General features: G+C 47.5%; 18 protein-coding genes and 1 other annotated feature. Of the genes, 1 reads left to right on the top strand and 17 read right to left on the bottom strand.

The features are described 5' to 3' along the window. Positions 1-35 precede the first annotated feature (35 nt). Positions 36-1,625, top strand: a complete 1,590-nt coding sequence (locus tag DSZ37_RS14160) for a sodium:solute symporter family protein (protein WP_109727542.1) — start codon at positions 36-38, stop codon at positions 1,623-1,625. A 426-nt stretch (positions 1,626-2,051) separates the two neighbouring features. On the opposite strand, the gene DSZ37_RS14155 is transcribed toward DSZ37_RS14160, so the two are convergent. The 17 genes from DSZ37_RS14155 to recN form a co-directional block, all read right to left on the bottom strand. Beyond that, on the bottom strand, positions 2,052-2,963 hold the full coding sequence (locus DSZ37_RS14155) for a dockerin type I domain-containing protein (RefSeq protein ID WP_109727541.1): 912 nt from the start codon (positions 2,961-2,963) through the stop codon (positions 2,052-2,054). Positions 2,964-2,978: 15 nt separating this feature from the next. Continuing rightward, a complete protein-coding gene (locus tag DSZ37_RS14150) occupies positions 2,979-3,656 on the bottom strand; it encodes a 5'-methylthioadenosine/adenosylhomocysteine nucleosidase (RefSeq protein ID WP_109727540.1) in 678 nt (225 codons plus the stop codon). A 107-nt stretch (positions 3,657-3,763) separates the two neighbouring features. Then, positions 3,764-4,303 carry a hypothetical protein gene (locus DSZ37_RS14145; protein WP_109727539.1) on the bottom strand — a complete coding sequence of 180 codons (540 nt, stop codon included), beginning with the start codon at positions 4,301-4,303 and terminating at the stop codon, positions 3,764-3,766. Next, the gene (locus DSZ37_RS14140; RefSeq protein WP_109727538.1) at positions 4,300-5,082 is read right to left on the bottom strand and encodes an SDR family NAD(P)-dependent oxidoreductase; all 783 of its coding nucleotides are present in this window, start codon (positions 5,080-5,082) and stop codon (positions 4,300-4,302) included. Before DSZ37_RS14140 ends, DSZ37_RS14145 begins: the two co-directional genes overlap by 4 nt. A 14-nt stretch (positions 5,083-5,096) precedes the next feature. Further along, a complete protein-coding gene (locus DSZ37_RS14135; protein WP_109727537.1) occupies positions 5,097-6,227 on the bottom strand; it encodes a DHHW family protein in 1,131 nt (376 codons plus the stop codon). A 12-nt stretch (positions 6,228-6,239) separates the two neighbouring features. Continuing rightward, positions 6,240-7,619, bottom strand: a complete 1,380-nt coding sequence (locus DSZ37_RS14130; protein ID WP_109727536.1) for an MBOAT family O-acyltransferase — start codon at positions 7,617-7,619, stop codon at positions 6,240-6,242. After that, positions 7,609-8,208: a toprim domain-containing protein gene (locus tag DSZ37_RS14125; protein WP_109727535.1), complete on the bottom strand. Its 600-nt coding sequence runs from the start codon at positions 8,206-8,208 to the stop codon at positions 7,609-7,611. Before DSZ37_RS14125 ends, DSZ37_RS14130 begins: the two co-directional genes overlap by 11 nt. An 11-nt stretch (positions 8,209-8,219) precedes the next feature. Then, positions 8,220-9,302 (bottom strand): DNA polymerase III subunit delta, encoded by a 1,083-nt coding sequence (gene holA / locus DSZ37_RS14120; protein WP_109727534.1) that lies wholly within the window; start codon positions 9,300-9,302, stop codon positions 8,220-8,222. Further along, positions 9,302-11,347 (bottom strand): ComEC/Rec2 family competence protein, encoded by a 2,046-nt coding sequence (locus DSZ37_RS14115; RefSeq protein WP_109727533.1) that lies wholly within the window; start codon positions 11,345-11,347, stop codon positions 9,302-9,304. The genes holA and DSZ37_RS14115 overlap by 1 nt, the downstream gene beginning before the upstream one ends. Positions 11,348-11,358: 11 nt before the next feature. After that, positions 11,359-11,898: a phosphoribosyltransferase family protein gene (locus DSZ37_RS14110; protein WP_109727532.1), complete on the bottom strand. Its 540-nt coding sequence runs from the start codon at positions 11,896-11,898 to the stop codon at positions 11,359-11,361. 11 nt (positions 11,899-11,909) lie between these two features. Beyond that, positions 11,910-12,263: a histidine triad nucleotide-binding protein gene (locus DSZ37_RS14105; RefSeq protein ID WP_109727531.1), complete on the bottom strand. Its 354-nt coding sequence runs from the start codon at positions 12,261-12,263 to the stop codon at positions 11,910-11,912. Between the two features lie 43 nt (positions 12,264-12,306). After that, the gene (alaS, locus tag DSZ37_RS14100) at positions 12,307-14,937 is read right to left on the bottom strand and encodes an alanine--tRNA ligase (protein ID WP_109727530.1); all 2,631 of its coding nucleotides are present in this window, start codon (positions 14,935-14,937) and stop codon (positions 12,307-12,309) included. A gap of 59 nt (positions 14,938-14,996) precedes the next feature. Then, positions 14,997-15,193 (bottom strand) — a binding site (T-box leader). 58 nt (positions 15,194-15,251) lie between these two features. Then, entirely contained in the window at positions 15,252-16,856 is a 1,605-nt protein-coding gene (locus tag DSZ37_RS14095) for a peptidoglycan D,D-transpeptidase FtsI family protein (RefSeq protein ID WP_109727529.1), read from the bottom strand. A gap of 145 nt (positions 16,857-17,001) precedes the next feature. After that, positions 17,002-17,436 carry a D-aminoacyl-tRNA deacylase gene (dtd, locus tag DSZ37_RS14090; RefSeq protein ID WP_109727528.1) on the bottom strand — a complete coding sequence of 145 codons (435 nt, stop codon included), beginning with the start codon at positions 17,434-17,436 and terminating at the stop codon, positions 17,002-17,004. Positions 17,437-17,442: 6 nt separating this feature from the next. Further along, positions 17,443-19,413, bottom strand: coding sequence for a beta-galactosidase (locus DSZ37_RS14085; RefSeq protein ID WP_109727527.1), 1,971 nt, complete (start codon positions 19,411-19,413; stop codon positions 17,443-17,445). A 15-nt stretch (positions 19,414-19,428) separates the two neighbouring features. Further along, positions 19,429-19,965, bottom strand: a complete 537-nt coding sequence (locus DSZ37_RS14080; RefSeq protein WP_109727526.1) for a histidine phosphatase family protein — start codon at positions 19,963-19,965, stop codon at positions 19,429-19,431. 13 nt (positions 19,966-19,978) lie between these two features. Continuing rightward, entirely contained in the window at positions 19,979-21,640 is a 1,662-nt protein-coding gene (gene recN / locus DSZ37_RS14075) for a DNA repair protein RecN (RefSeq protein WP_109727525.1), read from the bottom strand. Between the last annotated feature and the right edge of the window lie 8 nt (positions 21,641-21,648).

Below are 21,648 nucleotides of genomic sequence, written 5' to 3'. Positions count from 1 at the left end.
AAAACTGTAAATCAAAAAGAAAGGTCTTGATATCAATGGGCTCACAAGCCGCAACATTCGTCATTCTCGGAATTTACGTCGCCATAATGGTCGGAATAGGACTATATATGTCACGCAAGACAAAGTCCACTGAGGACTTTATGCTGGGCGGCAGAAGCGTAGGTTCATGGCTCACCGCTTTCTCCTACGGCACAACTTACTTCTCGGCAGTTGTTTTCATCGGATATGCAGGTCAGTTCGGCTGGATGTACGGTGCATCAGCTACATGGGTAGGTATAGGCAACGCCATCATCGGAAGCCTTATCCCATTCTTCCTCATAGGCAAGCGTACCCGTCTTATGACAAACCACCTCGGCGCAAAGACAATGCCCGAATACTTTGAGCACAGATTTGACTCAACTAAGCTCAAAACAGCCTCTGCTCTCATCGTTTTCATCTTCCTTATCCCCTATACCGCTTCAGTATACAACGGTCTTTCAAGACTTTTCGGCATGGTATTCGACCTTGGTGAAAACGGCGGTACATACATCATAATCGCTATGGCTGTTCTCTCAGCTATCTATGTTACACTGGGCGGATACAAGGCTACCGCTCTCAATGACTTCTTCCAGGGTATCATCATGCTCATCGGTATCGGCACTGTCGTTGCACTTACAGTCCAGAAAAAGGACGGTCTCTCGGCTGCACTTGATGCTCTCAACAGTATTTCCGACAGCAAGACCGAAACAGGTACTCTCGGTTCACTCTTCGGTCCCGATCCGATCAACCTCCTCGGAGTTGTTCTCCTTACCTCTCTCGGTACATGGGGACTCCCTCAGATGGTCCAGAAGTTCTACGCTATTAAGGACGAACAGGCTATCAAAAAGGGCGCCGTTATCTCCACATTCTTCGCTATCGTAGTAGCAGGCGGCTCATACTTCATGGGCGGCTTCGTAAGACTTTACTGCACACTTGACAGCGCTGACGGTTCCGGCAGGACATTCATAGACACTGTCAACGGCAAGCCCGTATATGACACTATGGTTCCTGCACTCATCCATCAGGCTCTGCCAAATCTGCTTATAGGTCTTGTAGTTGTACTTGTTCTCTCTGCTTCACTCTCCACACTCTCTTCACTTGTTCTTACATCAAGCTCAACTCTTACAAATGACCTTATCAAGCCCCGTGTTAAGAACTTCGACGATAAGAAGCAGGTAACATTCATGCGTGTTTTCATCGCAGTATTCCTCGTTATCTCGGTTATCATCGCCTGCAACAAGAACGCTTCCATTTCTACACTTATGTCATACTCATGGGGAGCTCTCTCGGGCGCTTTCCTCGGGCCTTTCCTCTATGGTCTCTTTATGAAGAAGGCTTCAAAGGCTGCCTGCTGGACAAGCTTTATCACAGGTGTTGGAATCAGCGTCGCTCATATGCTCCTTTTCAGCCTCAATATCGAAGCTTTCAGCGGCATCAGACAGGCAGTTATCGATCTCAACTGTCCGCTCAATCTTCTCTCACCTATCAATGCAGGTGCTTTCGCAATGATCGTATCTCTCATTATTGTGCCTATCGTGAGCAGCTTCACAAAGGCTCCCGAGAAGAAGATCATAGACAACGCATTCAGCAGCCTTGCTGCAAAATAAAAGTAAACGGGAACGCTTGGCGTTCCCGTATTTTTATAAGAATCTTCTATGAAGACAGTTGAACATATAGATATTGCCCCTGAGCGTTACAAAGATGCTCAGGGGCAGTGTGTTTATTCAGGTAAATCAAAATTTAGCAAAGCTAAATTTTGATTTGAGTTTAGAGTTGAGAGTTTAGAGTTGAAAGTTGTGGAGTCGCCTGCGGCGACAGTATTTAAATATTGTGAGCGAAGCGAACACATTAACTCTCAACTCTCAACTTTCAACTATCAACTTAGCGCATACGCGCTAAATTCCGATTTAAATGTGTCATTATAAAACACTGCCGCAATTAAAAAAAGCCATAGTACCACTGACCTAAAATCAGAAATACTATGGCTTTTATTCAGATATTGTCGCTGTCCGTAAACAGCTGCTTTTTTATTATCACTTCTTCACGAATTCGTTGAGTGTGCCTGAACCGCTTCCCGAAATGTAAGCATAATATCCGAGAACGTTGCTGGCGTCAACTGCGTCGACCTTTCTGTTGCCGTCAACGTCAGCGGCAGCCATCTGGTCAGCTGTCATCTCGGAATCCTTATTTGACGATATCTTAGCATAAGCTGCAAGGATTCCCGAAGCATCAACTGCGTCGATCTTTCCGTCGTTGTTTATATCGCCAAGCTTTCTGTCAGAAGCATTGACACGAAGGCTCTCGCTGTCCTCAGCAGGGAAAATATCAACACTTATTGAAAGATCATCAACAAATCTCGGTGCAACATTGGTACGAAATGTTTTGCCGTCATCATACATTTTGATATCATAGCTTCCGCCTGCTGCACCATCCTTGAATTTTGCGCTGAAGTAAGCCAGCGGATAATCATCGGAAGCAGAACCTGCAAGCTGCATGGGTCTCATTACATTTGTATCCATATAGTTGATGATCAGCATATTTAAATCAGGGAAAGTATCCATAGTGTTTACAAGATCCGCATCCGAATTGATTCCTGTGATCTTGAAAGGACAATTGCCTGCCTTTGCAAACGGTCCTGTCAGATCGGTAAGCTGAAGATCAGGATTATCACAGTTCCACTTTGCAAATACCTGACCTGCACACTTATCATCGTCTTTAAAGTATACAGATGCTGATACCTTTGCACCTTCTCCTGCAACAGTCTTGTTTACGAATACGGTACCATACTTGAGTACCTCAACGCCTGTGCCCTCTTCAGCCTTAAAGTAGAAAGACGGCTTGTAGTCTATCTCTATCTTTTTTTCCTCTTCTGCATTTGCTGCCAGAGCAGTAGTCATACCTGCTGCAAGCACGATAGATGAAATGAGTGAGATGATTTTTTTCATTTTAGGTTACTCCTTTCAGAGCAGCTCTGCCATTCGGAGAACGATCTCCGCAACGCGCTTTGCTGCAATCTTTTCAAATTCGTCAAATGACATTGCTCCCTCGTCATCTGCATTGTCTGATATGCAGCGGACGCTTACATAGGGAAGCTCATTGAGATAGCAGCAGTGTCCCACCGCAGCACTCTCCATATCAACGGCATAGGGATCGAATCTTTCCTGAATAGAATTCTTCACATCATTGCTTGAAATGAATGCTTCTCCCGAAACGATCCTGCCTCTGAAGGATTTTACTCCGAATTCTCCGCACACCTTTTCAGCAGTATCCATAAGCACGTCGTCAGCCTTGAATATTGCACAATAGGGAGGGTAATCCTTGAGGAAATGGAGATCCAGATCATGAGGCAGCACCTCTGTTGAGATCACGATATCGCAGACCTTTACTGCACTGTTCATTCCGCCTGCAATACCCGTATTGATCACACAGTCAGGGTGGAAATTATCTATCATTACCTGTGTACAAAGCGCTGCATTTACCTTTGCTATTCCGCAGCAGGCATTGACCACAGTTTTGCCGTTTCTTTCATTGATGTAAAAATCGAAGCCTGAGATACGCTTTATCTCGGCTTTACCGAGTATCTCTCTTATGTCAGCAAGTTCTGATGGCATTGCTCCGATTATAGCTATAGTCTTCATTGTTATCACTCCAAATAAAAAATTACGTTTTTATTATAGCACATAATTATTAAGAAATCAAGTCATATAAAAAGACCGTCCCGAATTGTACTGAAAATCGGAGCGGTCTATCTTTTTTGTTTGAATTTTGGCATTATCCTTTTCTGGTATATTCTGTACATAAAGTCCAGATCAAGATCATACACAAGGAAGATCATGTTGCAGATACCAAGCATTATGTATGCACCGTATCTTCCGAAATCGCTGAATTCGTCCAGCATCTCATCAAGTCCGAAAATATATACCGTAACATAGAAATATCCGATGATACAAGCATTGAACAGTATCAGCTTAACGATCAGTCTCAGAAGCTTCAGTGGTATCTTCCGGATATAGAATCTGAGTATGGGATAATGTCCGAAGAACATTATAAATATCAGTGCAGCTTCCTTATCGAAGGTTATGAACAGGGAAAGCAGGCTTACCGACAGATACGTCAGAAATGCCCAAGGTATATTTACCTCAACGGCAATTATCATCAGCAGTATGCCTGCTATCCCCGGAAGCAGCAGATAAAGCGCAGGGATTACTCCCGCAAGGAACATCGTCACCAGACAAAGTGCGGAAACGATACCACCCAGCGCTACTCTGTAGCTTATGTCTCTCATTTATTCAGTGCCTTTTCCTTTCCGTCGGCAGTTTTCTTTGCCTGCTGGATATTGTATACGATAGCAGAAAGAAGCTTGTGCGGAACGAAACGTGCTCCCCATGTGCCGAGTCTTACGGTCAGCCCCGGAACGGCAAAGAACTTTCCTGTCATTGCCTTATGAAGCGCATATTCAGCAGCATAATCCGCAGTTATGGGCTTCACGGAAAAGCTGACTCCTGCGCGGTTATTGAAGTTTGTAGCAACAGGTCCGGGACAAAGCACCGTAATGGTAACATTTGACTTGTCACGGCGAAGCTCCTCATATATTGCCAGTGACAGGCGGAGTACATAGTTCTTTGAGGCGTAGTATGCAGCCATGAGAGGTCCTGACATGAAGCCCGCCGCAGAAGCCACATTCAGTATAGTACCGTGGTCCTGCTTCTTGAAGTCGCGTAAAAAAAGCTTTGTCAGTATATGAAGTGCGGTGATATTAACGTTTATCATATTCAGCTCGTCTTCAAGGTCAGTCTCGTCGAATTTTCCGAACAGACCGTAGCCTGCATTGTTTACAAGCATATCCACTTCCTTGCCCTGACAGAACTTATAGACTCTGAATACCTCCTCCTTTTTTGCAAGATCGGCAGCGATTATCTCTGTGCCCTTGCCGAGAGTTTTCTGCATCTCCTTTAGAGCTTCCTCATTCCTGCCTGTGAGTATGAGCTCCCAGCCTCTTTTTGCAAGCTTTCTTGCAATACTCTGTCCTATACCGGATGTTGCTCCCGTAACTAATGCTTTCATTCATATCATTCCTTTCATGGTGTGATTTTTGACATCATTTCCCTGTCACTCAATGAATCTGTCCCGAACAGAAACAGTGTCTGTCCATAATCGTCAGCATTTACATAGTCCGACAGCTTTCCGGTCATCACCGAAGGATCGACTACCGTTATCTCACTGTAATGCTGAAAAAGAAACGGCACGAAGCAATCGCCGAAATCGTCCTTTATCACGAGGAGCTTTTTATCCGTGTTGGCAGATGTGGTTATCCTCATGATCGGAACAGCGTCCCCGAGATACATGGAATACTTATCCCCTGTTTCAAGCTTTTCCCTGTCGAATATCTGCCCCTCGGCATTTATACCGTCCCTGCGAACTACGATGCACGAAGTTACCTCCGCGCCGTTATGATACTCATAGATATCCATTATATCCGCCTTGGGACGGCGTGAAAGTGTCCTGTTATAGAGGTTGCCGCGGAAATTATCAGTAACGTGCTCGATACTGTATTTGTCGTATGAGTTAGGCTGAAAGCCAAGCTTCTGTATGACAGTTTTATATACACAGTATGCCCCGTAGCTCGTCCATTTAGTATCGTTTCGGTAATAAATATAGTTATCCTTGAGCATTTTAAGTATATTATATGCATCGATCTTTCGTATATCGCTGTCCATAGCGTAATAGAGCGCGTTTATCTGCTGGCTTTCCGTCTGCCTGACAATATGCCCGGGAAGAACGTCTCCGTAAACGCCTGCTGAGGTAGGGATCGCAGCAAAATAAACCATTCCGTCATAGTTTTCTGCAAAGCTGTCAAATACCTCCGCCATAGCAGAAGCGTCTGTGATACCTTTGTCATCGGTGCTTATGAGTCTGTCGTCGCTGACATATACGCCGTTGACAATGCTCTCGGAGAGTTCCGTCTGTATGAGAGAGCTTCCCACAAGCCATCTGTTTCGTCCTGCAAAATGGTCGGTAACATATCTGTCGAGCTTCTCACCTGTTCTGCCGTCATAAAGCTCTTTGGCATTCAATTCGGGAGCCTTGGCAAGGACTCTGTTCTCCTCGGGAGAGATATCACGTTTTCCGCCAAAGAAGGTCATTGCCGAGAAAACTGCTATAAACGCAAGAGTCAGCAGAGCAGTTATCCTGCTTGTAAGCTTCATCATATCTCCACCTCCTTACAGCTTCATCAGAAGCATATCCGAGCTTCCGCTGTACGAAATAACGGCAGTGCAAAGAATAAGCACCGCAAGCACCAGAACAGGAGAAACAGCCATAACAGCTGCCTTGACTTTGTTTCTTCCCGTACGGGTCATGAGGTTCCTGAACAGATCGGTCGAAGCATACATGGTAACAAGCAGCAGTACAATATAGGTTTTTACAAGGTAAAACCCATCTGCATCAGCCAATATCCCGTTGCCGCCCACCATGGCAAAAAGATATCTCACAGAGCCGCCGAGACTGTCTCCCGACAAGAAAACTCCAAGAATTACTACTGTGAAAAAGGTATATATCATACCCGTAAAATTCATTATCTTCTTTTTGAGGAGCCTGCTCTCGATAATCACAGCAGTTCCGATCAGAATGCCCCAGACTGTACCGCCGAGATCAACTGTATACCAGAACCCGAAAAGTCCCCAGCCCATGATGAACACGATCTCGCGCAGCAATCTTTTACTGCAAACGCCATATATGGGCTTGGTTATGTATCTTCTCAGCCACTGAGTCACCTGAGACTGCCATCGCGCCGCAAAATACTTCAGTCTGATGCTGAATAAGGGATAATTGAAGCTCTGGGGGAATTTGAGTCCGAACAGGTAGGCTGTACCCGTTCCCATATCCGCAAAGCCCGAGAGTTCAAAGTACAGGCACAGGATATAAGCCACGGCTCCCAGCCATGCTGTAACCGCAGATATCTCGCTGACATCACCGCTTCTCGCTGCTGTATAAAGCATATACAGATTATCGGCGGCAATAACTTTCTTTGCAAGTCCCTTTACAAATATGGTCATTCCGACGCCCATCTCCGAAAGGCTCTCGCTTCTGTTGCTCAGAATATTGGTGAAAACTCTGTACCGGAGGAGCGGTCCCATAAGCAGTCTCGGGAAAAACATTATGTACAATGCAAAACGAACCATGTTCCTGTCTGCTTTGATCCTGCCCTTGTACACATCTATGAGAGTTCCGACAGCTCCAAGTGCAAAGAAAGAAATTCCCACGGGATAAAAGCCTTCGGGAGCTCTTATCATTCTGTGCAGCCAAGTGAAAAACTCGGTCCTGAACGCAAATACAGCTACAAGATCAATTATTATCCCCACTGCAAGAGGAACAGCTGAAAGCTTCTCATTCCTGCGTGACCTGCTTATAAGGTGCATGAAGATGTAATTTACAGCAGCAAACACTGCAATGAAAATGAGGAAATACAAACTTATCATGCAGCAGAAGGCGGCACTGAGAAAAAGAAGCATCATCTCACGGAATTTTTTCGGTGTTATATAGTACAGAATTAACGAAACGGGCAGAAAACCGTATATGAAAAGAAGGCTGCTATATACCATTGCTTTCCCCCTTTATCTCACCTGTGATACGGGCAAGCTCAGCACTGTCCATCATAGTGGAAAGGACCTCTATAAGCGCACCTGCGGAAAGCTGTCTCGGCAGTCCGAGACGGCGCTGGAGCTTTTCCCTGAGCTCACGGCTGTTTTCGCCGCCGCTGAGTCCCAGCTCATAAAGGGTAAGCTTAGTTATATCTGAGCGCTTTCCGCCCTCGGAAGCGGTTATGCCCGACTTTCCGAAAGCTTCCAGCAGCACCTTCGGGTCCATTCCCTCTACTCCAAGCTTTCCCTCGGCAGAGGGCTTCACCTTACGTTTTTCCTTGCCGAAAACATCGGGGATATAAACATTGGTTATCTTTCCGTCCCCGACAGCACCCTTGATATAGCCGCGTATCTTTCTTCCTGCGGCGTCAGAGTCGGTGAGTATGATTATCCCTGTTTTTCTTGCGTAATAGCGGATAAGCTCCAGCTTCTCCGTGTCTTTGAAAATACCGAAGCCGTTTGTTATTATGATAACTGCATCTACTATGGACGAAAGCTTTATTTTGTCATACTTTCCCTCCACGATTATGGCTTCATCTATCTTTATCATGTTCTCCTCCGCTAATTCTTTGTCATGAGCATTTTTGTGACGGTCTGTTCAAGTACGATCTTCTCATCACAGCTTCCCGAATTCAGCATCATATTGGTATCACGAAGTATCTCAACGCACTGACGCAGTCTCCTGATGCTCATTCTGGAGCTGTCGCGGAAGGCATTCTTGACCTTGAACTCCCATACATAGCCGAAATCAGCCTTGACATCAGCTATCTGTCTTCCCTTCTGCCTTGCACAGGCAGCACGGTACATATCTATAAAGGAAGCGGTGATATTACCGAGAACAGCTCCCCTGTTGTCCCTGTCCTGCATAAGCTCATCAAGAGCGTCAAAGGCAGCGCGTTTGTTGAAGGCTGCCACAGCGTCAGCAAGCTTATAGAACGTAGCATCGCTCTGTCTGTGTACAAGATTATGCAGGATATCGGAAGTTATCTCGTTTTTTCCTGCATACGCACACAGCTTGTCTATCTCATTGCGTATAGTAAGCGTGTCGGACTGACACATATCTGCAAGCTCACGGGCATTGTCCAGAGATATGAGACTGCCCCTTGCCGAAACGCTGGCGGCAATATCCTTGGCAAGCTCATTTTCCGACTTTATGGGACATTCCACAGCCTCGCCCACCTTGGCAGCGTAGTCAAAAAGCTTTTTGTTCTTGTCCTTGATGACCGACCTGCCTGTTTTGAAATCGTTCTTAACAGGGACCTCAAAGCCTGTGACATTGAAGATAACAACGGTCTGTGGCGGGATATCCTTTAAAGCATCAAGAAGCTTTTTATTGACATCCTCCGCCCGTATTCCTGCCATGACCTCACGCGGCTTTTCACAGTTGTAGTCGTTTATGAGTATACAGTTGTACTCCGACATCATGGGTACCATCTGTATCATATCATAAAGCTCAGAGATATCGAGGTAACGTCCTTCAAGCTTGTTAAGGGCAAAGTCCTCGTTATCACCTACAGCCGCTTTGATTATCTGCTTTGTAAGCTTTTCGACCTCGGGAACATTCTTGCCGAAGATATAATAAATATTCTTCAGCTCGCCTTTTTTCAGCTGAGCCTTTATGGTCTTTGGGTCTGTCTGTGGCATTACAGCCTCCTTATCTCAAAGCTTCCCTCTGCGGAAAACCATATTTCAAAATTATTGCCTTTTTCTGTATAGATCACATTATCGGGAGCCTCATCCGCGTCTTGCGGAGCCTTGCCGTAGATCACCGTCAGAGCACCTGTAACGGCATCCCCGCCTTTTTCGATAACGACTTCGCCGTCATCACATTTTATATTGAGCGCGCCGCCTGAAAGTGTGATATCGCAGCTGCTGCTTTCAACTGTAAAACCGTCCTCGCCCAAATATGTGAGCTGCGGAACGGTCTTTATTCTGCTCTCCGCACCTTCTGCATACCATTTTCCTGTTTTCGTGTATTCAAGTGCCTTCACATAGGAAGCAAAGGCTGACTCAGACCTGTTTGACAGCAGGACAGTATCGACAGTTTCAATGCTGTTCCTTGCAAGATACTTCCTTACATAGGCAGATGAACGGTAATGCCCGCTCAGATCCGCAACAGTGACAGTTCCCTTGTCATTTACTACAACAGCGGCATTATTGCCCTTGCCAAGCACTGCAACTATAACATGGTCATTCCGCACCATACGCTGAACAGCTGCGCCTGTGAACATAAAAATCACAGCAGCCGACACCGTCACAGCTGTAGCTCTTCTGCTTCTGAATAAAGCAAATCCGAAAAATACGATCACCGAACAGATAATAAGTCCCGTCATGAGAGTTCGGCTGTCTGTGGAAAAATGTGTGATCCTGAGTCTTGCGAGTGAATCGGATATCCGAAGGATCAGATCATTTATCAGCTTTGATACAAACAGCAGATCAAGAGCTCCGCCTGTGAGTGCATAGATAAGTCCCACGATCATAGAGACCGAGCACAGCGGAACAAGTATCATATTGCTAAGCGGCGAGATGAGAGATGTCTCGTCAAAATACAGCAGCGACAACGGGAACACACACAGCGTTGTACACAGCATGGTCACAAAGCTCACAGCTGCTCTATGCAGAAAGCTGTCACGAGGCATATCCTTTGTCATACACGGTGCAGCAACGCCGATACCGAATGTTCCTGCCACCGACATAAGAAAGCCTTCATCGTAAACTGAATACGGAGAGACAAGGCAAATGAGCAGAACAGCACCTGCAAGGGAATTGAAAGTATCATTCTGACGTCTGAACAGCTTCGCCCCATAGAGAAAATTCATCATCACTGCCGCTCTTATGGCAGAAACAGGATAGTTCGCCATAGCAGTCAGAAACAGCAGGAGCACCTCCATAACTGCGAATGAGATATACTTATTCACGCGGCATCGCTTCAATATCAACATGAGAACAAGCACTGCAACGGAAACATGAAGACCGGATACAGCAAGAATATGCCCTATTCCACAGCGATATACCGCAGTTCTTACATTATCATCCATGCCGCGCTTCTCACCGAACACCATTCCTGCCAGCAGGTCTCCGCTGTCACCGCCAAGGGCTACGCGGAAATCGGATATGTTTTTCTCACGGTATCTCCTGATATGCTCACGGAGTTTATGTGTGCGGAACGGCTGAGCTGTTACATCTTCCGCATAAGTCACAGTTAAAAATATCCCGTCAGACTTGTAATAGCTTTCGCTGTCGAAAAGATAGTCCTTTGAGGGCTTTGAGAAGATACAGCTGCCAATAGTGATGATATCCCCTGTGTCCGCCTCAAGTTCTCCGCCGTAAAAGCTTATCTTAGCGGATATCTCGTCATTGATCCTGCCTCTGAGGATATATGAGGAGTTGCTGCCGCTGTAACGATATGCCTCGACGACCTCTCCGCGGAAGCATCCTTCTTTACCGACCATTTCAACAACAGGTTTGTAACGTACCGCAGTACAGATACTGAACACCGATACCGCTGACACAAAGAATACCGAAAGCATAAGGTAGTCACCTGTCTTGAAGCCGTATTTTCTGCCGACTAAAAGAGCTGCCGCCAGTATCAGTGAAAGAATGACGAGAAACGGGATATTTGAAAAAAACGAAGCGAAAAACAATCCCGCCATATACGCTGCCGCAGCTCCAATCATTTTTCGCTTCATAATTCTATTCCTTATTTAAAGAAGAGCGGTAATTTCTCGAGGAAAGCAATGTCCTTCCTGTCCGCTGCGTCACCCTCTGCAAGAACTGCGGATCTGCCTGATATCTCGCCGCCTGCAGCTGCAGTGAGCTTTTCAAGAGCTGTGAGAGACTCTCCTGTGCTGATAACGTCATCAACCAGAAGCACCTTCTTGCCCTTCAGCATTGCAACCTTTTCCTGTGAGAGGTAAAGTGTCTGCTCTGCCGCAGTTGTGATGGACTTTACGGTTACCGCAATGGGGTCTGTCATATAGAGCTTTACGGACTTTCTTGCAACAACATAGGGCTTGCCGCTCTGTCTTGACATCTCGTATGCAAGAGGGATGCCCTTTGATTCTGCTGTAAGAATGACGTCAAAGTAGGGAGACTTGTCCAGAAGCTGCTCAGCAGCAGCAACTGTAAGCTCTACGTCAGAAAACATAACGAAAGCTGCTATATCGATCTTGTCATTGAGAGGACAGAGAGGGAGCTCCCTCTCAAGTCCTGCAATAGTCATTTTATATGAACCTGCCATAATAATGCTCCTTATTCAGTTTTTCCGAGGGACTCGGGTCCCCAGCCCATTTTTACGCCGCCGAGAAGGTGGAAGTGAAGGTGCTTGACTGTCTGACCTGCATCATCACCGCAGTTGTTGATTATACGGTAGCTGTCATAGCCCTGCTCCTTGGCGATCTTGCCTGCTGCCTCAAATACCTTGGCAACTACGGAGGAGTTTTCCTCGTTGATGTCGTTGGCACTTGTTATATGAACCTTGGGGATTATAAGTATGTGCATGGGTGCGATGGGAGCAATGTCCTTGAAGGCATACACGAATTCGTCCTCATATACCTTTGTGCTTGGTATCTCGCCGTCAATTATCTTACAGAATAAACAGTCCATATTGATCCTCCTCTGTTTTTATGGGTCAGCTCTCTGACCTTTATTACTTCATTGTATCGGCAACAACGTCTGCAAACTTTGCCATTGCCTCGTCTATCTTGCTTATGTCGCCTGCACCTGCCATAGCGCCGTCTGGCTTTCCGCCGCCCTTGCCGCCTGTTACAGCTGCTATCTCACGGACTATCTTGCCTGCGTTAGCACCCTTTGCAACAGCATCCTTTGTGCATACGCAGTAGAATGTACCCTTTTCGCCTATCGTTCCTGCGAAGAGAGCTATAATAGCCTCATTCTTGTCCTTGACGCTGTCGCCGAGCTTTCTGAGAGCATCGGGAGCAGAGCCGTCCATTCTTGCGGAAACTATCTTCACGCCGCTTACTTCCTTTGCATTGTCAAAGAGAGCTGCTGTCTTGGAATTAGCGATCTGCTGTGTAAGGCTTTCCAGCTTCTTGTCCTTTTCCTTGGACTCAGCTGCCATTGCTGCACACTTCTCGGGAAGCTCGTTTACGTTGGCAAGCTTCAGAGCCTTTGCGGACCTTGCGATAGTGCTCTTGAACTCGTTGAGGAGAGCAATAACGTTAAGACCTGTTACAGCCTCGATACGTCTTACGCCTGCTGCTACGGAGCTCTCGGAAACTATCTTGAAAAGTCCGATCTGTGAAGTGTTGGATACATGAGTACCGCCGCAGAACTCGATGGAGTTGTGAGCTGTTACGACTCTAACTGTGTTGCCGTACTTCTCACCGAAGAGAGCCATAGCTCCGAGCTTTCTTGCCTCCTCGATGGGCATTTCCTCCATAGTTACGGGGAATGCTGACATGATCTCGGCATTTACGATATCCTCTACCTTAGCTATCTCCTCATCGGTCATAGCGCTGAAGTGGTTGAAGTCAAAACGGCAAGCCTTCTCGTTAACAAGCTGTCCTGCCTGATGAACATGATCGCCCAGCACCTGTCTGAGTGCGTGCTGGAGAAGGTGGGCTGTTGTATGGTTACGCATGATAGCCATTCTGCGATCCTTTTCGATCTGAGCGATAACATTGTCGCCCTTGGAAAGGCTGCCCTGCTCTATTGTTGCGATGTGGAGGAAGTGTCCCTCGGACTTGATGGTATCGTCAACAGCAGCGATATTTGCGCCATTGAGGAGCATACCCGTATCGCCTACCTGTCCGCCGCTCTCAGCATAGAAAGGAGTTACATCAAGAACGATAACTACATTGTCGCCCTCAACAGCGGTCTCTACCTCAACACCATCTCTGTAGATAGCGAGTATCTCAGCACTGTCGGCTTCAAAATCTGTATAGCCTGTGAATATAGTTGCGGGAGCATCTACCTTTATGCTGTTGTCAGCCCATGATGAGCCTGCCTTTGCAGCGTGGTCAGCCTTTGCTCTTGCTCTCTGCTCCTTAGCCAGCTCTGTGAAGCGATCACGGTCAACTGTGTAGCCCTTCTCCTCGCAGATCTCCTCTGTAAGGTCAATGGGGAAGCCGTATGTGTCGGAGAGCTTGAATGCGTCGTCGCCTGAGAGTACCTTACCGCCCTCAGCTGCCAGCTTTTCTGTGAACTGGTTGAGGAGCTCTGTGCCCTTGTCGATAGTCTTGGCAAAAGCTTCTTCCTCAACGCCGATTATCTTCTTTATGTAGTCGCGCTTCTCAGCAAGCTCCGGATAAGCGTTCGCGTTCTCGTTGATAACAGTATCACATACATCGCAGAGGAAAGGCTTTGTGATGCCTAAGAGTCTGCCGTGACGCGCAGCTCTTCTAAGGAGACGGCGGAGAACATATCCTCTGCCCTCGTTTGAAGGAAGTATTCCGTCACCTACCATGAATGTAGTGCTTCTGATATGATCGGTGATAACGCGGAGAGAAACGTCAGTCTTGGCGTCCTTCTTGTACTCAACGCCTGCTATCTTTGAAATGTGCTTCATTATGTTCTGGACAGTGTCTACCTCGAAGATGTTGTCAACGCCCTGCATTACACAGGCAAGTCTCTCAAGACCCATACCTGTATCGATGTTCTTGTTCTTCATCTCAGCATAGTGACCTTCACCGTCGCTGTCGAACTGGCTGAATACAAGGTTCCATATCTCGATGACTCTGTCACAGTCGCTTGCCTGCTCAAAGCTCTCAAAGGGACCGTAAGCCTCGCCGCGGTCGAAATGGATCTCTGAACATGGACCGCAGGGACCTGAGCCGTGCTCCCAGAAGTTGTCCTTCTTTCCGAGACGGATTATCCTGTCGTGAGGGATACCGATGTGGTTCTCCCAGATCTGCTCAGCCTCGTCATCGCTCTCGAAAATAGTGATCCAGAGCTTCTCGGCAGGTATCTCAAGAGTCTTTGTAAGGAACTCCCACGCCCACTCGATAGCCTCTGTCTTGAAGTAGTCACCAAACGAGAAGTTGCCCAGCATCTCGAAGTATGTACCGTGACGAGCTGTCTTGCCGACGCTTTCGATATCGGGAGTTCTGATGCACTTCTGGCAGGTCGTCACTCTCTTGTTGGGAGGCGTAGCCTGTCCGAGGAAGAACTTCTTCAGAGGTGCCATACCCGAATTGATGAGAAGCAGGCTCTTGTCACCCTGAGGTACAAGAGATGCGCTTGCCATTCTTGTATGGTTCTTGCTCTCAAAGAAGGATAAATACTTTTCACGTAGATCGTTAAGACCTGTCCACTGCATAAATATATCTCCTTTAATAAAAATATAAAACTTAGCAATACAAAAAAAGCCCCGCCGCCAAATGGGACGAAGGCTCTCGTGGTACCACCCAAATTTGAAGGAGCACAGCCCCTTCCTCAATATCCTTAACGCAGAAATACGCCCTGATTTCTCAGAGTAGCTCAGGGGCAGCACCCGTCCTGCGGATAAAGGCTCGCACCAAACGCCTTCTCTCTGAACTCCGCTTACAGACAGTCAATCCCGTCATTGCAATACAAATATATTATAACGCTGTTTTTCGGAAATGTCAACTATTTCACAAAAAAATTACTGCATTATTTCTCATTTTCAAGGTCAGCTATCCTCTCGGCTATCCTCCTGAATACTGGTGCGGCAGCGTCATTGCCGTAACCGCCGTTCTCAATGAGGACCGTGACTGCATATTTCGGCTTCCTTGCAGGAAAAAATCCCGTTATCCATGCATGACAGAGCTCATCCCCCTTTTTGTTGTATCTTCCCGTCTGAGCGGTAGAGGTCTTGGCGCCAACACTTATCTTTTTTGTCCTCGCCTTAGAATTATCATTCTCGCGGACTGCCAGCACCATCATCTTCCGCAGAGCTTCTGCGTACTCGCTGCTCATCACTTCCGATATCTGCGGAGCCTTTTCACCACTGACTGCGCTGCCGTCGGCAGTAAGCCCCTTTATGAGTCTGAGCACAGGCATACGTCCGCCTCCTGCAATAGCACAGGTAAGCTGTGTTATCTGAAGCGGCGTTGCGGAAAGCTTGCCCTGTCCAAAGGCAAAGTTTGCAAGCTCCGCAGGCACGGTCAGCTCCTCACAGGTGGGAAGCACTCCTCCCGACCCTGTGATGCCTGCACAGAGATAGTTCTCCCTGCCGAAGCCGAGATAGGTAGCCTTTCGCCTGAACTCCTCGATATCAAGACTCTGTGCAAGATCGATGAAGTAAGTGTTGCAGGAATTCTTCATTGCCTCAGACATATCCTGAAGCCCGTGACCGTCAAGCTTATGACAGTTGAACTGCTTTCCGCCTATGTCTATACTGCCGCTGCAGCTGTACATATTGCCGCCAAATCCCTGTTCAAGGGCAGATGCGGCAGTCACAAGCTTAAAAACCGAGCCCACGCTGTAGGAATAAAGAGCGCGGTCGATAAGCGGACACCTGCTGTCGTTCATCGCCTTTTCCATTTCCGACGGGTCATAGTCTGGAAAGCTTGCCATAGCAAGAATATCACCCGTTTTTATATCCGCGCAGACTATAGCTCCTGTTTCTATGCCCTTGCCGCATTCCTCACATATCTGCTGTATATCCCTGTCAAGAGTGAGGACAACTCCGCTTTTGTAGGACTCGGAGCGGAATATCTTCTTTCCGTCGCCAATGAGTACATTTCCAAAGCCGTCAGTCGAATAGGTAACACTGTTTTGCGGAAGCTCTGCTCTCAGGACAGAATCATAGGCGTATTCTATGCCGTCAGCTCCTCTGCCCTCGGAAAGATACCCGATAATATGCCTTGCTTTCTGATGTTCCGAATACCTTACAGGTACGCTGAATACAGTGAGTCCGTCACCCTCGATAGTCCTTTCACTGCACTCAAAAACAAATGGCTCACCCCTGTCAAAGTCTTCAAGAAAGCTCACTCTGTCAAGGGCATATCCGGCAGCAGTTTCCCGGTCCAGTGCCGATGGAACTGCTACTGCTATGTTCTGCATATCCCCATTGACAATAGGACGCATATTCCTGTCATAGATAGTTCCCTGACAGTTTCCTGCCTCAATTGTAATCGTGTGTTCCGAATTGAACGCAGGCAAGCTCGTCCCCTCGTAGGAAATACGATAGAAATTGCAGGCGAGAACCGCAAAGACGATAAAAAACGCGGCTGTCAGCAGTATAACTCCGTGTTCCCCTCTTTTTCTTACCATTATATCACCTCATGGTAAGTCTTGGCGGCTGAACTCGATTTATTCAGCTCTTAGCAGCTATCAATAACAAAAAATGCCCCGAGGCGTTACAAAAGCGCTTCGGGGCATTGTATTACCGACTTATTACTCATGTGTCGGGACTTTTTTATTCAAGTATTACTGTAAAGGGTCCGTCATTGAGGAGCTCCACCTTCATATCGGCTCCGAATGAGCCCGTTTCAACGTGCTTGCCCTTGCTTCTGAGGTAATCCACAAAGTACTCATACAGAGCATTTGCCTTTTCGGGCTTGGCTGCCTGAATGAAGTTCGGACGGTTTCCCTTGCGGCAGTCCGCATAAAGAGTGAACTGCGGAACTACCAGAATCTCTCCGCCTACGCTTTCAAGATCAAGGTTTATCTTGTCGTTCTCATCGGAGAATATTCGCAGTCCGGATATCTTGTCGGCAAGTCTGCGGCAATCCTCCTCGGTATCCTCATGCCCTACTCCGAAGAGCAGCAGAAATCCCGTTCCTATCTTCCCTATGACCTCTCCGTCAACCGTAACGCTTGCGGAGGTAACTCGCTGTAAAACTATCCTCATATTTGCCTACTTTCTGACTATATCCATATCGAAGGGCTTCAGCTTCAGCTTATCCTTCTCGGTGTCGTCTATGATGCTGAACATAGCCTTGGGAAGAATTATATCCGCCTCCTGCTCCGAATTATTGAAGAAGAAAATATAATCGTCAAGCCCGTTTGTCCTTGTTGTGACCTCAACGCCCTTTGGCAGGTCTTTCAGTCTCGGAATGCCCGTCTGTTTCATGATATTGCCTGCGAACTTCTCATAGAAATCCATATGGCACACTGTTCCGATATAATAGGCTACACCGCTGCAGTAACGGTTCATGGTAACGGCAGGCTTTCCGCTGTAGAAGCTGTCCTTATACTCGGCATATGCACGGGCAGTGCCCAGCTCAAGGATATCACACCACTGTCTGCATTTGTAGGTATTTCCCGCAAAGTCAACAATAGTCTGTTCTTCCTTGCCAATGGGGTCATATTCGCTTACCTCTGCTCCTATCATCTCTCTGTATACAGTGGGCAGCGGCTCCATGATGCAGTTGTTGCAGGGGTCCTTGACTCCGCTCCTTGCAGTCATGACGACCGTACCGCCCTTGATGACATAGCGGTAGATGTTCTCAGCCGAACTCTTGTCATAGATATACATTGAAGGAGCTATGACTGCCTTGTACTTGGACAGGTCTGTTGTAGGAGATACTATATCCACATTTACACCGTATTTCGAGAAAGCTGCATGGAAGTACCTGAGCTGCTCAAAGTAGCTGAATCCCTCAGTCTGAGGCTGTATTCTGAATGCAGTGTCATTGTCGGGAGAATAAAGTATAGCCACATCCGAAACAAGCTCCGTGGTCTCTATGACACTGAGCTTGGGAGCAAGTCTGCAAAGCTCTGCAAATTCATTGAATCTGCGTCCGGGCACATTGCTGTGATCGATAAGACCGTGCCAGTACATCTCCGCGCCCTTATTGGCTGTACGCCAGCGGAAGTGCATAACGGTATCTGCTCCGTGAGCCATAGCCTGCATTGCGTAGCCCTTTATCTGTCCCGGACGAGGCGTTGGTCCCATAGGCATCCAGCTTCCCGTGGGACCGCTGAGCTGTTCCATGACCCAGAAATTCTTCTGCTTCACGCCTCTCATCATGTCCAGACGGAAAGCGTGAGAGCTGCTCATTCCATCTTCATCTGTAAGCTTAACAGGCGGATAATTGTCAAATGAGACAAAATCAAGAGTGCTGAAAAGCTTATAGAAATCGGGAGTATTCTCGCTGAAAAATGTGTTAGTCGTGACCTTTGCCCTTGGATTTTCACGCTTTATTATCATAGCCATATCATGTGCAAACTTCGCAGTCATATCTGCCGAAAACCTGCTGTACTCCAGACAGAGTGCAGGGTTCTGCCATGCTTTGGGATAGGCATTGGGCGGCTGTATCTGCGATATATCACTGTATTCGCCGCTCCAGACGATATTTCCGAATGCTGCGTTAATATTTGCAAGGTCATCATATTTATCAATGAGCCAGTCACGGAAAAGTCCGCGGCAAACCTCGCAGGTGCAGGGGTAGGCTTCGAGCTCGTTGTCTATCTGCCATGCGGCAACAGCAGGATTATTGGCATATCTCTTTGCAAGCTGCTCCGTGATACGCTTTGCATAGTAAAGGAACATGGGAGCATTAAGGCACCTGTGAGCTCTTATGCCTGTCTGGAGCCTGTTTCCGTCTGTACCGACCTGAACTATATCAGGATAAGTCTCATACATCCACAGAGGCGGACAGCTTGTGGGTGTACACAGCACTATGCCCATAGCGTGGCGTGAAAAATTGCTTATCGCCTCATCAAGCCATGTAAAGTCAAACTCCCCGTCCTTTGGTTCAAGACGGGACCACGCAAACTCGCCAAGTCTTACGAGCTTTACACCAGTCCTTGCCATCAGGTCTGCATCGGTCTGCCATAAAGCTCTGTCCCATTGCTCGGGATAGTAATCAACGCCTATTTTCATTATATCCCTCCGTCATCAGATGTTATATTCAAGCAGTCCGCAGTTGTCCATGAACCAGTTTGAGAACTGCTCATTTGTCATATCATTGAAGTATGTCTCGATAACGCGGCAAACTCCGCCGTGTGTGACCAGAAGCACAGTTTTGCTGCTGTAGTCTGCAATAATGTCATCAAGAGCCGAATAGACCCTGTGAGTTAGCTGAAGCAGCGACTCTCCGCTCTTTCCCATACGAACAGCAAAATTTACCTTGTTTTCCGCAAAGCCCTCGGTGAAGCGGCTCTTGCCCTCGTAGGCACCGTAGTCCCACTCGCGAAATCTTTCCTCAGTGACTATATCAAGACCGCAGCGCTCTGCGACCTCACGGGCTGTCTTTTGCGCCCGTTTCATGGGAGATGCTATGATGATATCGATAGTTCCGAGCTCTGCGATCCGCTCCGCAAGAGCCTCAGCTTGCTGCTCGCCTGTACTGTCAAGGTCAATATCCGTTGTCCCCATGATGATCTCCTGTTTGTTATATGAGGTCTGTCCGTGTCTTGTGGAATATATCTTCAATATCCTTCCTCCATTAAAGCCCGCAGGCTTTTTTTATCTCTGCACGGGCGTTGTCCAGCATGAGGTCACTGGGATCCTCACCGCCCATAATTCTTGCTATCTCGGCAACTCTGCCGTCCATATCGAGCTGCATAACGTGAGTCTCAGTGCGGTCGCCCACTATCTGCTTCTCAATGAGCAGGTGGTTGTCAGCCATTACCGCTATCTGAGAAAGGTGGGTAACGCAGATGACCTGCCGAACCTGTCCTATCTCGCGGAGCTTTATGCCTATCTTCTGGGCAGCCTTACCGCTTACGCCCGTATCTATCTCATCAAAGATCATAGTCGGGATAGAGTCCTTGTCCGCGATAACGCTTTTGAGAGCAAGCATTATTCGCGAAAGCTCACCGCCCGATGCAATCTTGGAGATTGGCTTGGGCTCCTCGCCCTTATTAGCGGAGATAAGGAACTCCACAGTATCCATGCCGTTTACTGTGAGCTTTCCCTTCTCATGCTTTACGGCAATGATTACTCCTGCCATATTGAGAAATTCAAGTTCCTCGGTAACTCTGCGTGTAAAGCGCTCCGCAACGGTCTCGCGGTAGTCATAGAGTGCCTTTGCCTGCTCTGTGACCTTGTGAAGCAGAGCCTCGCGCTTCTCCGCCAGTTCCTTTATCTCGCTGCCCGAGCTTTCAAGCTTCATTATCTCGCGGCAGGCATCGTCATAGAGCTTTATGAGCCCCTCGCAGTCGGTGGCGTACTTACGTTTCATCTTGTTTATGTTGTTGAGCCTTGTGCCGAGGTATTCAAGGCGCTGACCGTCAAGCTCCACCTTGTCAGCAAAGCTCTCAAGCTCGGAGGCAATGTCCGCAAGCTCTATCTCGGCGGCAGAAAGCCTATCGTAGAGGCTGTTGAGCTGAGTGCTGTTATCTGTATAGGCAGCTATTTCCGTTTCTGCCGAGACTATCATATCATTGGCAGCCTCATCTCCTGTTATAAGGCTCACCGCATTTTTGATGGCTATGAGCGTTTTCTCGGAGTTCTTTGCAGTCTCATACTCCTTTTCCAGCTCGTCATCCTCGCCTTCACGGAGCTCAAGCTCGCCTATATCGTCTATTATCTCATTGAGAGTGCGGCTTCGCTCGATACGGGACTGCTCCTGCTTTTTCAGCTCTCCCAGTCTGCGCGCGGTATGCTGGAGCTCGCGGAAGGTAACTCTGTACTCGCTCAAGAGGCTGTCATCACCGCCGAAGTCGTCCATTATCTGCAAATGTTTCTCGCTGTCAAGAAGTATCTGATTATCATGCTGTCCGTGGATATTTATGAGCATAGCGCCTATCTCTTTCAGCAGCGCCGCAGAAGCTGTCCTTTGATTGATTCGTGAAACGCTTCCGCCGTCTGCGCTTATCTCACGGGTCACAGTTATCTCTCCGTCGTCGTGAGATACACCAAGCTCGTCAAGCTTGGCACAGACCTCATCGGAAAGCTCGGTAAACAGAGCAGTTATGACTGCTTTGTCGCAGCCTGTGCGGACTATGTCCTTAGTACAGCGCTGTCCGAGAACAGCATTGATACCGTTTATGAGTATGGACTTACCTGCACCTGTCTCTCCAGTGAAAATATTGAGATGTCTGTCCAGCGGTATTACAGCTTCCTTTATAACTGCCAGATTCTGTATATAGATTTCCTTTAACATTCTGAGAG

The sequence above is a fragment of the Ruminococcus flavefaciens genome (assembly GCF_900116855.1).
Taxonomy (GTDB): domain Bacteria; phylum Bacillota; class Clostridia; order Oscillospirales; family Ruminococcaceae; genus Ruminococcus; species Ruminococcus flavefaciens_R.
Note: the sequence above shows the minus strand (reverse complement) of the source record. Positions and strands in the feature narration are given on the sequence as shown.